Annotated in this window: 21 protein-coding genes; 3 read left to right on the top strand and 18 right to left on the bottom strand. The window is 34.4% G+C overall.

Annotation, left to right across the window (positions count from 1 at the left end):
• Positions 1 to 124: 124 nt before the first annotated feature.
• The 12 genes from H8S00_RS03405 to H8S00_RS03460 all read right to left on the bottom strand — a co-directional run bounded on the left by H8S00_RS03405 (position 125) and on the right by H8S00_RS03460 (position 11817).
• Entirely contained in the window at positions 125 to 970 is an 846-nt protein-coding gene (locus H8S00_RS03405) for an NUDIX domain-containing protein (RefSeq protein WP_021952627.1), read from the bottom strand.
• Entirely contained in the window at positions 963 to 2171 is a 1209-nt protein-coding gene (gene pncB, locus H8S00_RS03410; protein ID WP_118588856.1) for a nicotinate phosphoribosyltransferase, read from the bottom strand. Before pncB ends, H8S00_RS03405 begins: the two co-directional genes overlap by 8 nt.
• Before the next feature lie 51 nt (positions 2172 to 2222).
• Entirely contained in the window at positions 2223 to 2768 is a 546-nt protein-coding gene (locus H8S00_RS03415; RefSeq protein WP_186839988.1) for a cysteine hydrolase family protein, read from the bottom strand.
• Between the two features lie 149 nt (positions 2769 to 2917).
• Positions 2918 to 4168: a hypothetical protein gene (locus tag H8S00_RS03420; RefSeq protein WP_186839989.1), complete on the bottom strand. Its 1251-nt coding sequence runs from the start codon at positions 4166 to 4168 to the stop codon at positions 2918 to 2920.
• 148 nt (positions 4169 to 4316) lie between these two features.
• Positions 4317 to 5069 carry a nucleotidyltransferase domain-containing protein gene (locus H8S00_RS03425; protein WP_186839990.1) on the bottom strand — a complete coding sequence of 251 codons (753 nt, stop codon included), beginning with the start codon at positions 5067 to 5069 and terminating at the stop codon, positions 4317 to 4319.
• 9 nt (positions 5070 to 5078) lie between these two features.
• Entirely contained in the window at positions 5079 to 6287 is a 1209-nt protein-coding gene (locus H8S00_RS03430; RefSeq protein WP_186839991.1) for an RtcB family protein, read from the bottom strand.
• An 87-nt stretch (positions 6288 to 6374) separates the two neighbouring features.
• The gene (locus tag H8S00_RS03435) at positions 6375 to 7277 is read right to left on the bottom strand and encodes a WYL domain-containing protein (RefSeq protein ID WP_118588851.1); all 903 of its coding nucleotides are present in this window, start codon (positions 7275 to 7277) and stop codon (positions 6375 to 6377) included.
• Positions 7267 to 8496, bottom strand: coding sequence for a WYL domain-containing protein (locus H8S00_RS03440; RefSeq protein ID WP_186839992.1), 1230 nt, complete (start codon positions 8494 to 8496; stop codon positions 7267 to 7269). The genes H8S00_RS03435 and H8S00_RS03440 overlap by 11 nt, the downstream gene beginning before the upstream one ends.
• Before the next feature lie 25 nt (positions 8497 to 8521).
• Positions 8522 to 10342, bottom strand: a complete 1821-nt coding sequence (locus H8S00_RS03445) for an ABC-F family ATP-binding cassette domain-containing protein (protein ID WP_186839993.1) — start codon at positions 10340 to 10342, stop codon at positions 8522 to 8524.
• Between the two features lie 29 nt (positions 10343 to 10371).
• The gene (locus H8S00_RS03450; protein WP_186839994.1) at positions 10372 to 10845 is read right to left on the bottom strand and encodes a pyridoxamine 5'-phosphate oxidase family protein; all 474 of its coding nucleotides are present in this window, start codon (positions 10843 to 10845) and stop codon (positions 10372 to 10374) included.
• Between the two features lie 14 nt (positions 10846 to 10859).
• On the bottom strand, positions 10860 to 11045 hold the full coding sequence (locus H8S00_RS03455) for a hypothetical protein (protein ID WP_186839995.1): 186 nt from the start codon (positions 11043 to 11045) through the stop codon (positions 10860 to 10862).
• Positions 11046 to 11364: 319 nt separating this feature from the next.
• On the bottom strand, positions 11365 to 11817 hold the full coding sequence (locus H8S00_RS03460; RefSeq protein ID WP_186839996.1) for an Hsp20/alpha crystallin family protein: 453 nt from the start codon (positions 11815 to 11817) through the stop codon (positions 11365 to 11367).
• Positions 11818 to 12293: 476 nt separating this feature from the next.
• Here H8S00_RS03460 and H8S00_RS03465 point away from each other — a divergent pair, with 476 nt between their 5' ends.
• The 3 genes from H8S00_RS03465 to H8S00_RS03475 all read left to right on the top strand — a co-directional run bounded on the left by H8S00_RS03465 (position 12294) and on the right by H8S00_RS03475 (position 15046).
• Positions 12294 to 12770, top strand: a complete 477-nt coding sequence (locus H8S00_RS03465) for a MarR family winged helix-turn-helix transcriptional regulator (RefSeq protein ID WP_186839997.1) — start codon at positions 12294 to 12296, stop codon at positions 12768 to 12770.
• A gap of 8 nt (positions 12771 to 12778) precedes the next feature.
• Positions 12779 to 14110: an MATE family efflux transporter gene (locus H8S00_RS03470; protein WP_186839998.1), complete on the top strand. Its 1332-nt coding sequence runs from the start codon at positions 12779 to 12781 to the stop codon at positions 14108 to 14110.
• 93 nt (positions 14111 to 14203) lie between these two features.
• A complete protein-coding gene (locus tag H8S00_RS03475) occupies positions 14204 to 15046 on the top strand; it encodes a YitT family protein (protein WP_186839999.1) in 843 nt (280 codons plus the stop codon).
• A gap of 21 nt (positions 15047 to 15067) precedes the next feature.
• On the opposite strand, the gene H8S00_RS03480 is transcribed toward H8S00_RS03475, so the two are convergent.
• From H8S00_RS03480 to H8S00_RS03505, 6 genes are all read right to left on the bottom strand, one after another.
• Complete coding sequence (locus H8S00_RS03480) at positions 15068 to 15874, bottom strand: hypothetical protein (RefSeq protein WP_118588835.1); 807 nt, start codon at positions 15872 to 15874, stop codon at positions 15068 to 15070.
• An 18-nt stretch (positions 15875 to 15892) separates the two neighbouring features.
• The gene (locus H8S00_RS03485) at positions 15893 to 16114 is read right to left on the bottom strand and encodes a hypothetical protein (RefSeq protein WP_021952610.1); all 222 of its coding nucleotides are present in this window, start codon (positions 16112 to 16114) and stop codon (positions 15893 to 15895) included.
• 75 nt (positions 16115 to 16189) lie between these two features.
• On the bottom strand, positions 16190 to 16381 hold the full coding sequence (locus H8S00_RS03490) for an NUDIX hydrolase (RefSeq protein WP_118588834.1): 192 nt from the start codon (positions 16379 to 16381) through the stop codon (positions 16190 to 16192).
• A 252-nt stretch (positions 16382 to 16633) separates the two neighbouring features.
• A complete protein-coding gene (locus H8S00_RS03495) occupies positions 16634 to 16864 on the bottom strand; it encodes a hypothetical protein (protein ID WP_186840000.1) in 231 nt (76 codons plus the stop codon).
• Between the two features lie 20 nt (positions 16865 to 16884).
• Positions 16885 to 17343: a DUF1648 domain-containing protein gene (locus H8S00_RS03500; protein ID WP_118588832.1), complete on the bottom strand. Its 459-nt coding sequence runs from the start codon at positions 17341 to 17343 to the stop codon at positions 16885 to 16887.
• A 191-nt stretch (positions 17344 to 17534) separates the two neighbouring features.
• Positions 17535 to 18749 carry a DUF438 domain-containing protein gene (locus tag H8S00_RS03505; RefSeq protein ID WP_186840001.1) on the bottom strand — a complete coding sequence of 405 codons (1215 nt, stop codon included), beginning with the start codon at positions 18747 to 18749 and terminating at the stop codon, positions 17535 to 17537.
• Between the last annotated feature and the right edge of the window lie 16 nt (positions 18750 to 18765).

Below are 18765 nucleotides of genomic sequence, written 5' to 3' on the forward strand. Positions count from 1 at the left end.
ACTAAGCGTTTTAAATCATCAATTGTAATTAGTTCACATATATGCGACCATCCTAATTTGTCAGATATTGTCTGACAAATTAGTGCTTATATCCCAAAACAATTCTTTCATAATCTATTTTCCCTCAAAAAACCTCCATATTCCTTACGCACAGCTTTGGTGGTCTATAAGATGTTTCCCTTTCCCACTCATCGGTTTCAACAATATAGTTACCTATCTTTCTTCTAAAATTAGGAACCTTTCCGTCAATATTAAATATCGCCTTGTATGTGGCCTCTAGCTGTCCCACAGTAAATGTTTCCGGAACAAACTCAAACAATAATCTTATATCACTAAGAATACCATTCTTTAGTTTCTGAAACAGCTCCGTAATAATTAATGCATGGTCAAATCCAAGATTCTCTGATTTGCAAATACTCCATTTATGCTTTACCCTGCCCATTTCCATGGTTTTATCACACTTTACCACTATGTTTATGCTACAGGAATCATCCTCAGCAGTTAAATTCAAATTGTACACTGTACAGTTTTCTCCTGCCTCTTTTTCTTCAGATAAATTAAACCACTTTGCCTCCCATGCATCAGAATCTGCCCTTAAATTGCAGTCACTTTTATTTATTGCCCCAATAAAAGCATTTGACACAATCCATCCACGGGGATCTCTCCCTGTTTCACTAAAGGTTTTAGTATTTTCAAGATACGCATTTCTTACATTAGTTTCTTCGTAAAGTTCACGTGCTGCCGCCTCCTCCAATGTTTCACCCTTCTCATAAAATCCACCGGGCAATGCCCACTGACCTTTAAAGGGATTAGAAGCTCTTTTTATCAATAATATCTGTAACGGTCCGACATTGACTTTTTTGGCATTTTTAATTGAATTATCCAGTGTAAACAATACAATATCCGTGGCAATTGATGGTCTGTCGTACTTTGTTATGTCATATTCCTTCAAAAAATCTTTCTCAGTCATTTTGCATTCTCCAATCTATGCATCTTGTTAAATAATGTTCGTATTTTGGATTTCTGCACATACCTTTTCCCGGAGTATCACTTATTTTTGCCACATCCATTCCATTGCACTTTGTGGTTTTCATTACAATATTAAGTGCCGGTACATCAGTATCATTACTTATATATGTGCCAATGCCAAATGCAACATTAATCTTTTTACTAAAATATTTGTATAATTTATCAGCTCTTTCAAAATCAAGAGAATCACTAAACAACAAAGTTTTGTTTTGCGGATTAATTCCAAGGTTCTTGTAATGTTTAATCATTTTTTCTCCCCATTCAAAAGGGTCTCCGCTGTCGTGTCTTACACCACTAAATAAAGTTGCATAAGTCAGCTGGAAGTCCTTTAAGAAGCAATCCGTTGTAATTGTATCCGTTAAAGCAGTACCGTTTAATATACCGTACTCCTTAACCCATGCATCCAAAGCATACCAGTTTGAATATGCCGGATTGTGTTTATGATTTCCCTGTCCTACACACATAATCCATTCATGAGCCATAGTTCCTACAGGAGTAAGATTGTACTTCTTTGCCAGATATACATTACTTGTTCCAATAAACTTAGTAGTTCCGTGCATTTTACCACTTAAATCAGCCAGTTTCTCAATTGCTATTTCCTGAGCTTTAGCAGACAATCTTCTTCTCAGACCGAATTCTGAGAAATTGCCTAATTCCAACTTTCCGTCTTTCAGTTTTTCACATTTTTCATCAAGTCTTTTCTTAAAGCTTTCAAATAATTCATCATAATCATAAGCCATTCTAAAATAAACTTCATTTACAATAGCCAATGCAGGAATTTCATACATTGATGTATTAAGCCATGTTCCCTTTGTTTCAATGGTCAATCCGCAATCTGCATCTGTTGTTATCTCAAAATCTTCATATCTTGGCTGCCACAATCTGAGAAAATCAACGTATGAACCCTTTAACCATTTAATGCTGTGAAGATATTCCAGCTCATTTTCCGTAAATCTAAGATTGCAATATAACTTAATCTGCTCCTTTATTTCCTCCACCATTTCAGATGTAAAATACACATCCTTATTTCTGCATTTAAAATCCCATGTTGTTTTGTAATCACTAAACTGGTGGTAAATTACCTGACCCATTGAAAATTTATATAAATCATTTTCCAATAAACTATTAATAATCTGTTCCATAATACTAACCTCTTTCTTTTAATTCATTTAAATATTTCTTATTTGTTCCCATTAAATTATGTTAATCTGACACATTTTCATTGCCTCAATTGCATTTTTATGGGAAGCTAACGTTACACAGGCGCATGCCTTTTCAATAACATTTATTTTAGTTTCAGGCAACGTGGCTTTAATAAGCATTGCATTACTAATAACACATATTCCCGTGCATACCCCCACAAGAGTAACTTCAACCTTTTCCATTTCATTAAAATATTTATTTTTAAGCTCCTCTGCAAGGAGAAGAGAACCAAAAGACGGCTTGTTGACAATTTCAACTTTTTCATCTTTAACAGCTTCCATAATTTCCTGACGAATTTCCCATCCATCTGAAAATTCAATACAATGCTCCACCGGCAGATTTTTACCCTCCTGAGTTTCCAGATAATCTTTATGATGAGTATCTCTTGTAAGATATATTTCGTCGTATTGGTTTGAATTAATTACCTTTACCACTTCCTGCACAGCAGCCTCACATTCAGCATTTCCCAGCACTCCCGATGTGAAGTCCTTTTGCATATCCACCACAATTAATATTTTTTTCTTATTTTTTTCCATAATACTCATATCTCCTTTTCTTTGTATCAAATCGATATTATGTTCATGTACAACTTATCATCTTTTTGATACTAAGTCAAGTGTTTTTTTATATAAAGAAAAAAGTTGCGAATATATAAGATTCACAACTTTTCTGACTGCCAATAAATTTACCACTCTTTACTTTCAATCCAATTAATAATCTGCTTTGTTAATGATTTATCCCCCAAAGATGAAATCCGGGAATATAATTCATTTATTTCAGAAATCAGTTCATTTATTAATGGTGCTGATGATTTTTCAGAAATATAAACAACATTTGTAACTATCTTTTCGCTAGAGTGTTTTTCCTTATAATAAGTATAATTTACTATTTTGTTCTCGTTATCAAACCTAAAACATCTTAATGTAATTTCCATAACAGGCACTTTTTCTAACCGATCACAGTTTTCACCCACACTCTGATACGCATCCCTAATCATTGTTTCTAACTTTTTAAGTGTTTCCTTATTATGTTTTAATGATCTTCTAATTAACAACTCTACTTCTTTTCTGTTAGTTTTAAGCATTATATCAATCAGTTCCCCCATATACGGGTAAATAAATGTATTCTCATTGTTATATATATCTTTAATTTCAAATTCTCTTGAGAAATAATCCAAAACCTTTTGGTCGGATTCAGAAACCGCTTTCATTAAATCCGCATTATAGTACCGCTCCAAACCATAGGCAAACCCCAAAGTACCAGCAACATGTAAAAATGGATTATCCCTTGCCAAAAGGGTATCGAGTATGTCCAAATCATTATTTTCTATTGCCAGTGCAATTGTCTGAGTCCGTATTCTATCCTGAGTATAAATCAAAAATGGTACACTTGTGTCATAATCTCTAAAGTCACGCTTCTTCACACTTGTACCTGCACCATATGAATATCCAAAATTTTTCCATTCACTGTTATCCACAAGCCATATATATCCCTCGTCCATAAGATATTTCATAAACTTATAATTTTTAAATTCTAAAGCGTATTCAATAACTGTTTTTCCATATTCATCACTATTTAAAAATATCTTATCTTCCCGCTCCATATATTTTTTCCAAACACGAGGATTATCTGTAAAGGCAATTTCATAGTTTGTCATATGACTAGCCACCGGTACAAAGTAATTGCCCCCGGTAATAATCTCTTCACAAGATACCCCCAGCAAATCTGTAAATACCATAAGGTCTTCAAGCTGTATACCCTTTTTCCCATTAATTATTTGTGAAAGTTTATTACTTATTTTCCTTAATTCTTCATCATTTACCTGAACATCTATTGCCTCAAGATATGCCTTCCCAAATTTCCTATGTGATGGATATCGTTCCTCTATAAGTTTCTTTAAATAAGCCCCCATCTTTTCTTTATCAGCACTCTTCATAACTTTTCTCCTTTTTCCTTTGTTATGTTAAGTATAACTGATTTTGTTTCACCTTAATATCCTTTATTTGTGTACAGAAAAAAGCTAAAAAAATTTTTGTCGAATTAATGTATGCTTTTAGTGTACATTCAAGATACGCCCTTCCCTATTACCACTGAATCATTTCCAAAAATAAATCATTAAGTGGTTTCCACTCCACTGATTCATTCTCCATATTTCCTGCAATTTTCTCGGTTTCTAATACGGATTTTTCAATATATTCATCAATAATTTTATTCTTTTTTACCATCCCCATTTCCGTCAAATCCCTTTTTATTTTCAATAATTTTTCTACCTCTGGTTTTAAAATTTCCTCTAACTCTGCCTCCATTAGCTCTTCAAACAACATTGGTGGCGCACATTTTTTATCTAATATCCATTTTGCAGCAAGTAACGGTCTCATGGAATAGAAATATTTCTTTGCCTTTACCTCTTCTCCCTGCAAATGCTCAATATATGTACGCTCCGCCATGCTCCGGTAGTGATAAAGGCTTTTCTTCATTGAAAAATACCGGGGAAGTAATTTTTTTAATTTCTTAAAATCCTCTGTTTCCCAATATACAATAGGCGATGCACTCCACTCGAATATTGTGGGATTTGATTTATATAGCAACCGTAACGCTTTTCTTAAATCCCATCCATTAATATCTAATACCTCATCTAATTTCCACTCTATTACATCCCTGTTTCCCTCTAACTTTAAGTAGTCCTCCAGTTTTCGTACATATATAAACCTAACGTCGTAATCGCTATCCGGTGAGGCAAATCCCCACGCCCTGCTACCGGATTCCACCGCCATTATAATTTTCACTTTTTCTACTTCTTCTATTTTCCGTAATTCCTCTAATATAATTTCCCTCATATTCTTCTCCTACGCCTTAAAATTATACACCGGTTTCATTACCTCCATAATTTCCACCGACTCCTTTATTACATCTATAATATCATCTAATGATTTGTACGCCATTGGTGCTTCGTCTAATGTTGCCTCTGACACTGATGTTGTATATACATCCGTCATAGATGCAGCATATTCCTCCATAGACAATTTTTCCTTTGCCACTGTTCTTGACATAATTCTTCCTGCTCCGTGAGGTGCTGAATAATTCCATTCCGGATTTCCCTTTCCCACAGCTAAAACCGAGCCATCTCTCATGTTAATAGGTATCAATACCTTTTCCCCTTTGTGGGCAGCTATTGAACCTTTTCGTAAAATCATTTCTTCAGTATTTATATAATTATGAACTGTATGAAAAGCATCATTTCCCGCCATACCTGTTCTCTCTAATATAATTTCAGCCATTTTTTCCCTGTTTCTTTTGGCAAAATTCTGACATATTTCCACATCAAAAAGATAATCCTCCATATGCTTTCCATATAGATAACATAAATCTTCAGGATTTTGTGGCTCATTTTCATAACGTGTTTTCTCCAGCTCCTTTAAAGCCTGCTGAATTTCTTTTCTCCTTCCCTGCTCTTTATATGTTTTAATCAATTCCTCTCTTGCCACAAAATAAGTTTCTAATCCCTTGTCTAAATCTATCGCCAGATTCTGATAATAGTCAGCCACCTGTTTTCCCAGATTTCTACTTCCTGAATGTATTATCAGATATTTATTTCCATCTGATGCCTCATCAATTTCAATAAAATGATTTCCCCCTCCTAATGTGCCTAATGACCTTTCAAGTCTTCTTGTATCCTTTAATTTTCTGTAACATTTTAATTTGGTAAGGTCAAATCTCTCTATTCTTCCCTCCCACACATTACCTCCTGACGGAATAAAATGTGCTGCTTCGTCAACTTTTGCAAAGTCAATTTCACCCTTTCCTAAGCACACTGTATACATTCCACAGCCGATATCAACACCAACCACATTAGGAACTACCCTGTCTTTTATGGTCATGGTAGTTCCTATGGTACATCCTTTTCCGGAATGAACATCAGGCATAATTCTTATTTTTGCCCCTTCCGTCATTGGGTAATCACACATTCTTCTTATCTGCTCAATTGCTTCATTCTCAACTACCTTTGCGTAACAAATTGCTGTATTGACTTTTCCCTTGATTTCAATTCTATCCATATTTATCTCTTCCTTTCCTTTGATAAATACATAATACATTTCATTTATCAGGTTATCATTGAAAAAAAGTTGCGAACTCAAAAGAATTCACAACTTTCTCTGTCTTAAAAGTCTTTCTTTTATTTTGTCTCTAAAATCATCAGGCCCCATTACCTCAATCAATGGGCCAAATGCCAGTATTCTTATAAGTATTTCCGTTTCATCATCCACACAATACTTCAGTTTAATTTGATATGTATTATTATCTAACTTAATTGTTTCTTTTTCCAAATCCGAAAAACTTAGCATAGCCCTTTCAAGAGCCTTCCTATAATCCTTCAACCGCAAAATAACTTCACCAAACGCCAGTTTCCTTTTTCTTACACTATCTTTTCCAAAACCCTCCATCACCTGACATTTCGTAATTTTTTGCATATTAATGATATACTGAGTGCCTTTTAAGCTTTCTGCAACAAGCCTGAATTTGTCATCCTTAGACGAATACTCCAGCCCTTTCGGAATTAAGGTATGGATGTGCTTTCCTTTCCTGCCTTTATAAACAATTCTTACAATCCTTCTTTCCTTTATTGCCACAAGTATAAGTCTGAAATGCTCCCTGTACTCAATATCATCATAAGGATCTCCATCTGAATATCTGTCAAAATACACAAAGGTATCCTTGTCATAAAGCGGCTCCACATCCTCAAGTCCGTCAAAAGAAGGTTCAAACAAACTAATTCTTTTGTCAGATAAAATAGCCTTAAGCCACATTTTCTCTATTGTTGTAAGAGGCATATCCGGATTATTCTTTAAAGGCGTCTCAAAATTATCATCCATTAAAGGCCACTGCTTTTTTAATAATTTATCAGGAATCACCGTTATACTTTCGCCAAATGCCTCTTTTCCCGTTATTTCCTTAATTTTATCAAGGCTAATTTCACCTTTCACAGCTTCCTTCAATATTTTTCCCACTACATTGTAGTAAATTCCATATACTTCGTTAAATATCATTCTTTTCTCCCTGGTACATGGAATACATTGCCTCTAAATCATCATAGAAAACCTTTTCCACGGCATGATTGCTGCATTCCAACTTCTCTATTCTCCCAATAAATGTTCTTATCCATGGCATCATTTCCTGTGCACTATAAACATCCGCCTCAAATTCAACCGTACTTTCGTTTGCTCTTGTTACTGTGCCACATCTTTTTTCACGCATAAGTCTGTTAATAATAAATTCTTCACCTTCCTCTATGTTTATTGTCATTTTCAAATGTTCTAAAATTCTGCTGTCTCTTTTTCCTGAAGAAACTCCCCACATATGTGCCCCAAACTTATATCCATAGGAATCATACAGCTGATGATTTTTCTCAAAACCTATGGTTCTTATTTTTTCAATATTATCTATTCGGTACATGGCAGGTCTGCGTTCCCGGTAATAATATCCCATTAAATATTGTCGTCCGTTTTGTGTACTTATATATATTTTAAGAGGAAATACCCTAATCTTACTGCTTTTCATTGTTAGCTCTATTGATTCATTTCTTTTTTTACATAATAAAATATCAACTATTATCTGCTGCTCTAAAGCCTCCATCATGTATCTGTGTTTAAAGGAAAAATAATCCCTGTTTCCGTTGTATTTGTCTAAAATAAAAGAACCAACAACTCCCACCAGTGTTTCTTCCGCAGCAAAGGCTACAGCATCCATCCCATCTTCACCTATATAAACACTTTTTCCTCTTTCATAGCTGATTCCGTTTCCCTGCCTAATCTCATTAATAAGACCTAAATCAACATATTCTTTTACTTTATTTCTTATTGTCGACTCATCAGGTAACATATCAGTATCAAAAAAAGAAAGATATTCAGAATAAACCCTTTCTGCAATTTCCTTAAAGCTATGGCATTTTTCATCAGCTAAAATATCCATTATATAAAAATGAAGCACAATATCTTTATCTGTAAAACTTTTTGCCTTATAAGCCCTATACAGTGGATTGTGAAGAATTTTTCTGCTGTCAACGGAGAAAAATATCTGTTTGCCACCGGACTGTTGTCTGAAATTCATATAATCTGAAAGCCAGCTTTCTATTCGTCTCCGCTCATTATCATAACTTCTGGCGCTTTTTTTATCAAAATCATTTCGGGTGTGAAATCCATAAGCATAAAAATCCCGCATATAATTACGGACTTTATCAAATTTTTTAATTAACTCACTATACGCCATTAACATCACCTGCACTGTATTAACATTACTGCTGCTGAATTTTCTTTGCCAAATCTTCCAGATACTCCCATCTGTCCATTTTTTCCATTAACAAAGCTTCCGTTTCTTCCTTCTCATCCATCAATTCCTTTAATTTCACGGAATTAGTGGCATTTTTGTTCATATCAATATCTAACTTTTCAAGTTTTTTCTCTAATTTTCCAATATCATCTTCTATTGTGTCATATTCCCTTTGTTCATTATAAGAAAATTTAAGTTTCTTATTTTTACTTTTATAAGCTGTTTTCTCCTGCCTGCCTTTTGAAGCCGGCTTCTCCTGTTCTTTGGTGTGTTCCACTTCTTCCTGTTTCTTATTGTAATAATCCGTATAACCGCCTTCATACTGTTTTATTACTCCATTTCCTTCAAAAGAAAATATTCTCCTAACTACCCGGTCTAAGAAATATCTGTCATGGGATACCGTAATAACAATTCCATCAAAACTATCTAAGTAGTCCTCTAAAATTGTCATGGTTTCAATGTCCAAATCATTTGTAGGCTCATCTAATATTAAAACATTCGGTGCCTCCATTAAAACCCGAAGCAGGTTAAGTCTTCTTTTCTCTCCTCCGGAAAGCTTCTCAATTTTGCTATATTGCTGAGAGGACGGGAACAAAAACCTCTCTAACATAACAGAAGCTGAAACCAGCCCCTCCTGAGTTCTCACAAATTCCGCAGTGTTTTTTATATAATCAATTACCTTGTCATCAGGGTTCATATAGGCAATGCCTGCATCTTTGTCATTTTCAATTTCCTGGGTGTAATATCCGATTTTAATCGTTTGTCCAATATTAACTATTCCACTATCAGGTTTTATTCTGCCATCAACTATTTTCATTAAAGTTGTTTTTCCGCAACCGTTTTTTCCTACAAAACCTACCCTGTCACCTTTTAAAAAGTTGTAGGAAAAATCCTTTATTAACACATTTTCACCGTAAGCTTTGCATATGTTTTCCATTTCAATGGTTGTTTTCCCCATTCTTGATTTAATGCTGCTTAACTCTATTTTGTCTTCTGTTTCAATTCCCTTTTGATTTTTCAAATCCTCATATCTTTTAATATGTGCTTTCTGCTTAGTAGACCTTGCTCTAGCTCCCCTTTGCATCCACTCAATTTCTTTTCTTAATATACTTTGTCTCTTTCGCTCACTTGCCTTGACGCTGTCTTCCCTTTCTGCCTTTCTCTGCAAAAAGCCTGAATACTTTTCATCATAGCTGTATATTTTTCCTTTGTCTAACTCAATTATGAGGTTGGTCACACTGTCAAGAAAATATCTGTCGTGAGTAACCATGACCAGTGCCCCTTTAAATGCTTTTAACTGATTTTCCAACCATTGTGCCATTTCACTGTCTAAATGGTTGGTAGGCTCGTCCAATATTAATATATCACATGGGGTAATAAGCACTGAAACCAACGCCAGCCTTTTTCTCTGTCCCCCTGACAATTCCCCTGTTTTTTGTTCAAAATCCGTTATGCCCAGTCTTGTCATCATAGACTTAGCCTTTACCAATTCGTTTTCATTGGCATGATGATGTATCATGTTTTGAACACTTTCTAACACTGTATCCCCGTCATTAAACTTAGGATTTTGTGGCAGATAGTGAATCATCATATTTGATGCCTTTATTACCTCTCCCTCATCCGGCACTTCCAATCCTGCCATAATTTTCAGTAAGGTAGACTTACCTGTTCCATTTATTCCAATAACTCCTACTTTTTCCCCTTCATGAAGATAAAAGCTTGTGTTGTCAAATAATTTTCTTTCAGTATATGAATGTGTTATGTTTTCTAATGATAAAATATTCAATTTAGTTCCTCGCTTATATTATCCCTATTTTAGTGAATGTTGTTTCTTCTTTTTCCTGTCATGTCCTCAACCTCTAACTTGAAAACAGTTGTTACAGGTATCGGCTTTGTGTTAAAAGCAAAATCCTCTGCATGATAATGTCTCATAAGTATTTTCAATGCTTCAAACTTATCTTCTTCAGCCACGAATTCAATTGTACCATGGCCTATAACACTTTCATATCCCATGGTACAGCTCATTCTCTCTTCATAAAGTATGAAATTATGGTCACAATCCATTTCAAATGTTACCTTATTGTTTTTTCTAATTAAATCCAGCTTCTTTCCTTCATTTGCACAGTGGAAATAAAGAGTCAGTTTCCCATCCTTTACCTCATGTCCAAAATTAAGTGGCACAATATACGGATACTCTCCATCATTTAATGCCAGCCTGCATGTATCACATTTTTTTACTATTTCCATCATTTCATCAAAATCTGTTATTTCTCTGTCTTTTCTTCTCATATCTGATTCTCCTTCTATTTTCCCTGAATGTTAATTATGACGTACTCTGATTTACATCCTGTCTTAAATTTTATTGCCCAATCGGAAATTCCCGATGTGACAACAAAATTGGTATTTTCCCTTTTTTCATAACCATAAACTCTGTCATCTAATCCCTGAACTAACTGTGTCATATCTTTTCTTCCGTTTTCCTTTTCCACCTCTTCAGAACGATTCTGTCGTCCAATTATATAAAGCTTCCCTTGAAAATTTTTTCTATAAATCCAAATTTTCTGATTCTACTTGTTAAATATACCACTCCTGCTATAGATGCAACTAATAAAAAGTTTAGCAATAATAACCACAGTATCATATCAATCGCCTTCTATTTCTTAATTTTAAACTATATTCAATTTTAGCCGAAATTTTTCTTATTGTAAACTCATTCTAACCCTGTTATTTGCCTTAATTTATGACGTAAAAAAGGAAGTGCCAAAGGCTTTTAAACCTTTGACACTCCCTTTTATTTTATGAAATGGATTATCCTTCAATTGCAATGTATTTGTTCTTTTCCTCAATTGGTTTATTTTCCGCTTTTGGAACACTAAATGATAAAATACCATTTTCATATTTAGGATGTATATCCTCTACTGTAACGTGGTCACCTACATAAAAGCTTCTGCTCATGCTGCCTGCATAACGTTCACGTCTTAAGTAGTTGCCCTTCTTATCCTTTTCGTCTTTGTCTAATCCCTTAGCTGCACTAATTGTTAAGACTCCGTCTTCTAATTTAACTTTGATTTCATCTTTCTTAAATCCCGGAAGATCTATATCCACTTCATATCCATTTTCTGTATCCTTAACATCTGTCTTCATTAAGTTCTTTGCATGTTTACCATACAATTCCTTATCTACATCCTCAAATGCAGGGAATGCAAAATCATTCATAAAATCATCAAATAAGTTTTCTCCAAAAATACTAGGCATCATCATAAGTCATGTCTCCTTTCAAAATATAATTAAAAAATTTTATTTCGACACTATCGGAGAAATCCGAGGTGTTGTTGACTTGAACTTAAGGCTCTGCGACCAGGAATCTTGAACTCATATTCTTGACTTCTTATGTCTCTTCCTTTGTTCTGACTATGTTATAGCTCTTTTTGTTAGCACTGTCAAGAGGTGAGTGCTAATTTTTTTGTGAAAATTTTGTGAACGCTTACAACCATGCAAAATGGTAAAATAACGTCCTGCAAGTGAACTTGCGAGGACGTTTATTTTTCTATTATTCTTTTTGCAAATTATTCATCCACTTCTTTACCAATTCTACTTCAGATTTTTACTAATATTATTTTGCCCTACTCTAATTTTTATGGCAACAAAATTTACTTATATCTTGTACTTGACACAAGTCCGATTTCGTACTATGCTGTTAAGTACGAAATCAGACTTGTAGGAGTGATTTATAATTTATGAATAAAAAAAATATTAAAAAACCTGAAATGAGCCCCGCTCTTTTGGAATCAAATAAATTATTTAAGGAATTTAATAACATCTATCACGATGCCGCCCTAAAACTTGGAATATCCAACAGTTCACTGGACATACTATATTCAATCTGCGAGTTAGGAGACGGTTGTCTTCAACGCGATATAAGTAAGAGTACATTTATTCCCAAACAGACAATTCATTCTTCTATCCGTTCACTGGAAAAATTAGGATACATTTATTTAAGCAACGGTAAAGGACGAAACATGCACATAAACCTTACTGATGCCGGAAGGGATTATATTAAGGAGACGATTTACCCTATTATTACTTTAGAAAATGAAGCCATTTCAAGTCTTACGGAAGATGAGCGACGTCAAATGCTTATTTTGCAAAGCAAACATATAACAGCCCTTAGAGAAGCATTTAACAAAATTAAGAACCACGAGGAGGCGAAATAGAGATTAAAATGAGTACTCAATTATCAGAACATTTCACATATTCAAAACTGCTTAGATTTGTTATTCCACCTATTATTATGATGATATTTACGTCTATTTACAGTGTGGTTGACGGCTTATTTGTATCTAATTATGTGGGAAAGACTGCCCTTGCCGCCATAAATCTTATCCTTCCATTTATCATGGCAATATCAGCCCTTGGATTTATGATTGGAACAGGAGGAAGTGCCATTGTGGCTAAAACTCTGGGAGAAGGTAATAAAAAGAAAGCCAATGAGTATTTCTCGCTTTTAGTTTATGTAACAATTATATTTGGTATTTTACTTGCCATTATAAGTTTTTTCCTTATTCCACCTATTGCCAAAGCTCTAGGTGCAACAGGAGAACTTTTAAATAACTGCATACTATACGGCCGGCTGTCCCTTATTTCCATAACAGCCTTTATGCTTCAAAATGTTTTTCAAAGTTTCTTTGTTACTGCGGAAAAGCAAAAGCTGGGATTGGGTGTCATAATAGCTGCCGGAGTTACCAATATTGTTCTTGATTATATTTTTGTTGCCCTGTTGGGTTTTGGGCTTACAGGTGCTGCCATTGCAACAATTTGTGGTGAATTTATAGGTGGATTATTTCCCATACTATATTTTGCAAGACCTAATTCCAGTCAGCTTCGTCTTGGAAAAACCCACTTTGAAGGGAGGATACTTTTAAAAACCTGTGCCAATGGTTCATCTGAACTTATGACTAACCTTTCCAGTTCAATTGTAAACTCTCTCTACAATATTCAGTTAATGAATTTTGCCGGGGAAAACGGAGTAGCTGCCTATGGTGCAATTATGTATGTAAACTTTATTTTTATGTCAATATTCTTTGGTTATTCAATAGGAAGTGCCCCTATAACAAGCTTTCATTATGGTGCTAAAAATCATCGTGAACTAAAAAGTCTGTTTAAGAAAAGTCTTACATTTATTGGTGTCTCCGGTATCGTTCTTGTTGTTCTGGCACAGTTATCGGCTTCTACCCTTGCCTGGTTATTTGTAGGATATGATAGTGATTTATTTGAAATGGCTTTAGCAGGCTTTAGAATATACTGTCTTGTTTATTTAATAAACGGGTTCAATATATTTGGTTCCTCATTCTTCACTGCCTTAAACAACGGGCTGGTTTCTGCTGCCATTTCCTTTCTCCGCACACTGTTATTTCAAATTGTGTCGGTGCTTATTTTGCCGGTTATTTTCGGTATTGCAGGAATTTGGTCTGCAGTAAATGTAGCAGAAGTTTTAACATTATGTGTTACTATTTTCTTCTTTGTAGAACAAAGAAAAAAATATAATTATGCGTAGGTTTTATGACATATCATTTGTTGACTTTATATGTAATGAACGTTAAAATTTTTATAACAATTAGTGTGTTTAGAAATTATATCAGGAGTTATTATGAAATCTAAATTAAAGAATTTTAGCCTTCTTACCATAAGCACTTTAATAATGGCTGTAGGCATTTACTTTTTTAAATTTGCTAACAATTTTACTTTTGGTGGCATAACGGGTATGGCAGTTTTAGTTGCCAGGTTTACTCCACTGTCAGCCGGTGATTTTTCATTTATTGCCAATATTTTATTACTTATTATTGGCTTTATAATACTTGGACGTGATTTTGCAGCTAAAACTGCTTACAGCACTATTTTACTTTCAATTTCATTGTCTTTACTTGAAAGGATATTTCCTATGAGTAAGCCCCTTACAGACGAGCCATTGCTGGAACTGGTTTTTGCCATACTTCTTCCTGCTCTAGGCTCTGCCGTTTTATTTAATATCGGGGCTTCAAGTGGTGGAACAGATGTTATTGCCATGATTTTAAAGAAGTATACCAGCGTAAATATCGGAAGAGGACTCCTTTTCTCTGATATGTTATTTACAGCAGCCGGTTTCTTTGTTTTTGATGTAAAAACAGGTCTCTATTCAATGCTTGGACTAATTGTCCGTTCAGCCCTTATTGACAACTTTATTGAAAGTCTTAACCGTTCAAAATACTTTCACGTTGTCTGCACTGACCCCAAACCTATCTGTCAATACATAGAAACCACACTAAAACGTGATTCCACACTGGTATCTGCCACCGGTTCATTTACGGGAGATAACAAATATATTATTCTTACGGTTTTAAGTCCAAGTGAAGCGGTTAAGCTTCGTAATTTCATAAGGGGGAACTCCCCGGGAGCTTTCCTGCTTATTTCAAATACCAGCGAAATTATTGGAAAAGGGTTCCACTCAGTTTAGAGTGAAACCCTTTTATGTATTCTATATTTTTCTTTTATCTACTATATGGCAGCCATAATCTTTATATGGAAGATTATAATATTTTTCATAGTCCTTAGCCTTTGCAAACAAAGCATCATAAACCCTGCCCTTTAGTTCCATCCATGCATGTCCTGTGTCGTGAACTACATAAACATTTTTGTACCCACATTCATGTACCATAAATGCCAGTGCTGATGACTGGGAAACGCAACAGCCTTCACCCTTTATAAAAATATCATTGGCAAATGTAGATTCCCATCCTTTCTCTTTATATATCTTATTTAGAAAACGATATCTTTTATAAGGTATGTCAGAAATCCAGTCAAAGCATTTTCTTAATTTCACTTCTTTTGAATCTGTTGACTTGCATATTTTATCCACCATTTTTCTTGCTCTAATCATAGTTTTAATTTTTTGAGCATTAAGTTTTGTTATTTTTGCTCTGCCGTTTTTGCAAATTCTTATTCCGTCAATAGTTCTGTTTTTAAGTTGTTTACCATTTGAACGTCCAAAGAAATAAAAATGTTTATTATATTTTGCCCATCCTTTAACCATTACACCATTTTCATCAAATAAATATCTGCTTTTTTTAATGGTAATAACCTTATTTTTGACCTTTTTACCTTTTACCACATAATATGTTTTTCCCTTTTTGGTAACCAGTTTCCCCGACAACTCATCTGACTTTTTTGTGGCAGTTGTCACCGCTTCCCTGTTATCATTTTTAGTGGCAGCCACAACCGGTGTTGACATTACAACACATAAAGCCCAAATTGTCATTGCTTTAAATATAAACTTTTTATTCATGACTCTCCTCCTTTAAAACTAACTAATACCCTTTAAACTATTTAAAAGTTCCAAATCTTCCGCCTGCACTCTGAAATTAGTCTTTATAGGTTCTCCATCCGGTGCAGTAACCACCATTTCTATTATTGTACCTTCCTTTATTTCAAGACTGGCACGCTTGAAAAATTTTGGAATCATTGGATGTCTTTGTCCAAAGTCCTGTATCATTCCCTTTGCTTTCATTAACTCTAATGGATTCATATTTTTCCTCTCTTTCTTTTCTCCTTTAATTAATCATATTCTATCAGGAGTTTTTTCTTTGCCTATATAGTACCATTAATCAAACTTTGTTGTCCAGTAAGCAGTTTCATTTGCTTCAAAACACATTAGTATCTGTTGACGATTTACTTTTTCTTCTGCTAAGTTATCCGGTATTTCCTCTTTTGCAAAATATCTGCTTTCAACTGTTTCAATGTTATTTACAAACTCTCCTCCCAGATTCTCACATAAAACAAATACCTTTACCACTCCTTAAATCATATTGTAAAATCCCTTATTACTAATTAAATAATATGTAACATTTGTCTCTTTATCTGTTATATGAATGGATTTTCTCTGACTGAGCATTTCTCTGTACGGTGCTGCAAGGTTCGTTGTAAAGCAAAAAAGCGTAGAATTTTTCACCAACTCCTGAAACAGTGGAATGGTTTATGAGTATCTTATAAAGTGATACATTACGGCAAAGACTACAAGCAGGGAATAAATCCCGGCTTGTAACTTTTATTTCCCGTCAAAAACAATATCTTTCCCATCTTGATTTTTATATATGTACAATTTATTTTTCCAATCCATTGTAATATAATTTTCTATAAATTTATCTTTTCTAACATCATACCCCGACACTGAAATTGTTTGAGCAGTTTTATTTATTTTTATATTGCTACCTGTATACCGCTTATAAAAATCACACGCCTCATCAAAGGAACAATAGTCGTAAAACTCATTAACCAACACACTAATAACATAGATTTTTACTTATTCCTGATTGTATAAATAATCCCCACTATAACAACCACAAACATTGCTACTATAACAGCCAATACCGGCCAGCCCGGAAGCTGATTATTTGAAGCTGAACTCAGTCCCCCATAAATGCATACACTAACTGCTAAAATTTTTATTGCTCCAATTATTTTAAGCCCACACCCATACAGACGTTCCTTATTTTCTTCAGTAACTTTAACCGGAAAATTCCATGCCTGTGGGAATTTTTCTATAAAAATAAACAGTCCCATAAGTAGTAATGCAATTATAGGTTCAACAATCAGGCTTGCCTTACTGCCATAATTATCAGGTTTCCCGGCAGCATTAAAATGAGTTGGAACCGTTCCCGGTATATTTTTCCATTCAACTATAATATATATTGCGTAAGCTGCAATCATCAGAAAACATATTACATTAATTATTAAATTTATCTTTCTTTCCTTCATTTGTTTCCTCCCTGTCTAATATGTGTTGCCCCCTCCCTTCGGTCAGCGGCACTTCGTCGGAAACATTAACAAGAAATGAACTTCGTTCATTTGTTTCCTCCCATATAATATTTATGCTATATCTTAGCATATGTTATTTAACAATGAAACAAAAACCGGAAGTGACATATGACTCCTTCCGGTTTTACAAACTATTTAGCAAAGTGTTCTTTTGCAAATTCCATATCCTGAACCAATTCCATTGTTCCAAGATATTCATTATCTTTATTTCTTACCGCCATATAAGTTACTAACATGGTTTTTCCGTTTTTCTCCATCCACACAGGTACTTTGTCAAGCTTTCCTGCCCTGAACTCATCAATAATGCCCCTGACACGCTGTTCAATTTTCGGCGGATGGCAGGAAAATACCTCCCTTCCTATTGCCATTTTAGGACGCTTAAATACTTTCGGTCCATCATTAAAATATCTGTTAATATTTTCATCATCAATAAATGTTATTTCAAGAGGTATTGTATTAAGCATAGCCTCTACTTGCTGTAAAGTAAAGCTTCCTCCTGCCATAATTATTTTTTCTTCACTAAATGCAGTTTTCTCTTCTTTGACTGACTTTTCTCCGTCTTTCCATATTTTACCGGTTACTCCAAAGCATTCCGGATAATCCTTTGAATCCACATAAATTCCATGCCATTCTTCCTCAGTAAAATTTAACGCACAATTAGGAAAGAGTATGTTTGCCTCCTTATAAATCATCTCTTCTGCCCTTGTCAAAAGTGCTTCAAATTTCTTTATCCATTTTTCGTCACCTGTATTTGATTGTGCTAATACAGATAATTCATCCCTTATTTCATCATCTACAGTCCACATTACATCTGATGGGCCACTGATTTCATATTTAACTTTCAAATGTGGATAAAGCAAGTCCCCTTTTTTAGCATAGTGAATTGAAAGTTGTCTAAGTTCCTGCAATAAATCGGAATTAATTTTTCCTATTTTTATTTTATCCCTACATTCATCAATAATTTTTTGTAACTTTTCATTTTCCTCAGTAAATGTTTCAAGCGGATGTCCCGGAATTGCAATTAATTCTGCTGCCGCCGCCATTCTCTGATTTTTCATTGATTCCCCTACAGCCTTTTCTGTATTGGCAATTCTTTCCTCTCTTGTTTTTCCATGAAACAATGCTGAATGAACATCGCATAATTTCTGCACTTCCTCTAACGGTGTTCCATCTCTTAATAATCTTTGTTCAGCAAGCATTATTTCAGAAGCATTCACTTCCTTAAATTCCTTTACAAAGTCCGCCCTGACGCTTTCTAAACTTTCCCCTTTATTTAACCTTATTAAATATTCTTTAATTCTCTCTGTGGATTTGCTTATACCTGATTTTTCATTAATTCTGCTCATATATATTAACTTCCTT

It is taken from the genome of Eubacterium segne (assembly GCF_014287775.1).
GTDB lineage: Bacteria > Bacillota > Clostridia > Lachnospirales > Lachnospiraceae > Eubacterium_G > Eubacterium_G segne.

Bases quoted from the DNA above. Each gene is read 5' to 3' on its own strand.
- H8S00_RS03415 (WP_186839988.1), bottom strand. From the start codon at position 2,768: ATGGAAAAAAATAAGAAAAAAATATTAATTGTGGTGGATATGCAAAAG.
- H8S00_RS03465 (WP_186839997.1), top strand. From the start codon at position 12,294: ATGAATAAAAAAAATATTAAAAAACCTGAAATGAGCCCCGCTCTTTTG.
- H8S00_RS03440 (WP_186839992.1), bottom strand. From the start codon at position 8,496: ATGGCGTATAGTGAGTTAATTAAAAAATTTGATAAAGTCCGTAATTAT.
- H8S00_RS03485 (WP_021952610.1), bottom strand. From the start codon at position 16,114: ATGAATCCATTAGAGTTAATGAAAGCAAAGGGAATGATACAGGACTTT.
- H8S00_RS03460 (WP_186839996.1), bottom strand. From the start codon at position 11,817: ATGATGATGCCTAGTATTTTTGGAGAAAACTTATTTGATGATTTTATG.
- pncB (WP_118588856.1), bottom strand. From the start codon at position 2,171: ATGGAACAGATTATTAATAGTTTATTGGAAAATGATTTATATAAATTT.
- H8S00_RS03450 (WP_186839994.1), bottom strand. From the start codon at position 10,845: ATGAGAAGAAAAGACAGAGAAATAACAGATTTTGATGAAATGATGGAA.
- H8S00_RS03420 (WP_186839989.1), bottom strand. From the start codon at position 4,168: ATGAAGAGTGCTGATAAAGAAAAGATGGGGGCTTATTTAAAGAAACTT.
- H8S00_RS03480 (WP_118588835.1), bottom strand. From the start codon at position 15,874: ATGAATAAAAAGTTTATATTTAAAGCAATGACAATTTGGGCTTTATGT.
- H8S00_RS03405 (WP_021952627.1), bottom strand. From the start codon at position 970: ATGACTGAGAAAGATTTTTTGAAGGAATATGACATAACAAAGTACGAC.
- H8S00_RS03430 (WP_186839991.1), bottom strand. From the start codon at position 6,287: ATGGATAGAATTGAAATCAAGGGAAAAGTCAATACAGCAATTTGTTAC.
- H8S00_RS03505 (WP_186840001.1), bottom strand. From the start codon at position 18,749: ATGAGCAGAATTAATGAAAAATCAGGTATAAGCAAATCCACAGAGAGA.
- H8S00_RS03500 (WP_118588832.1), bottom strand. From the start codon at position 17,343: ATGAAGGAAAGAAAGATAAATTTAATAATTAATGTAATATGTTTTCTG.
- H8S00_RS03475 (WP_186839999.1), top strand. From the start codon at position 14,204: ATGAAATCTAAATTAAAGAATTTTAGCCTTCTTACCATAAGCACTTTA.
- H8S00_RS03425 (WP_186839990.1), bottom strand. From the start codon at position 5,069: ATGAGGGAAATTATATTAGAGGAATTACGGAAAATAGAAGAAGTAGAA.
- H8S00_RS03470 (WP_186839998.1), top strand. From the start codon at position 12,779: ATGAGTACTCAATTATCAGAACATTTCACATATTCAAAACTGCTTAGA.
- H8S00_RS03435 (WP_118588851.1), bottom strand. From the start codon at position 7,277: ATGATATTTAACGAAGTATATGGAATTTACTACAATGTAGTGGGAAAA.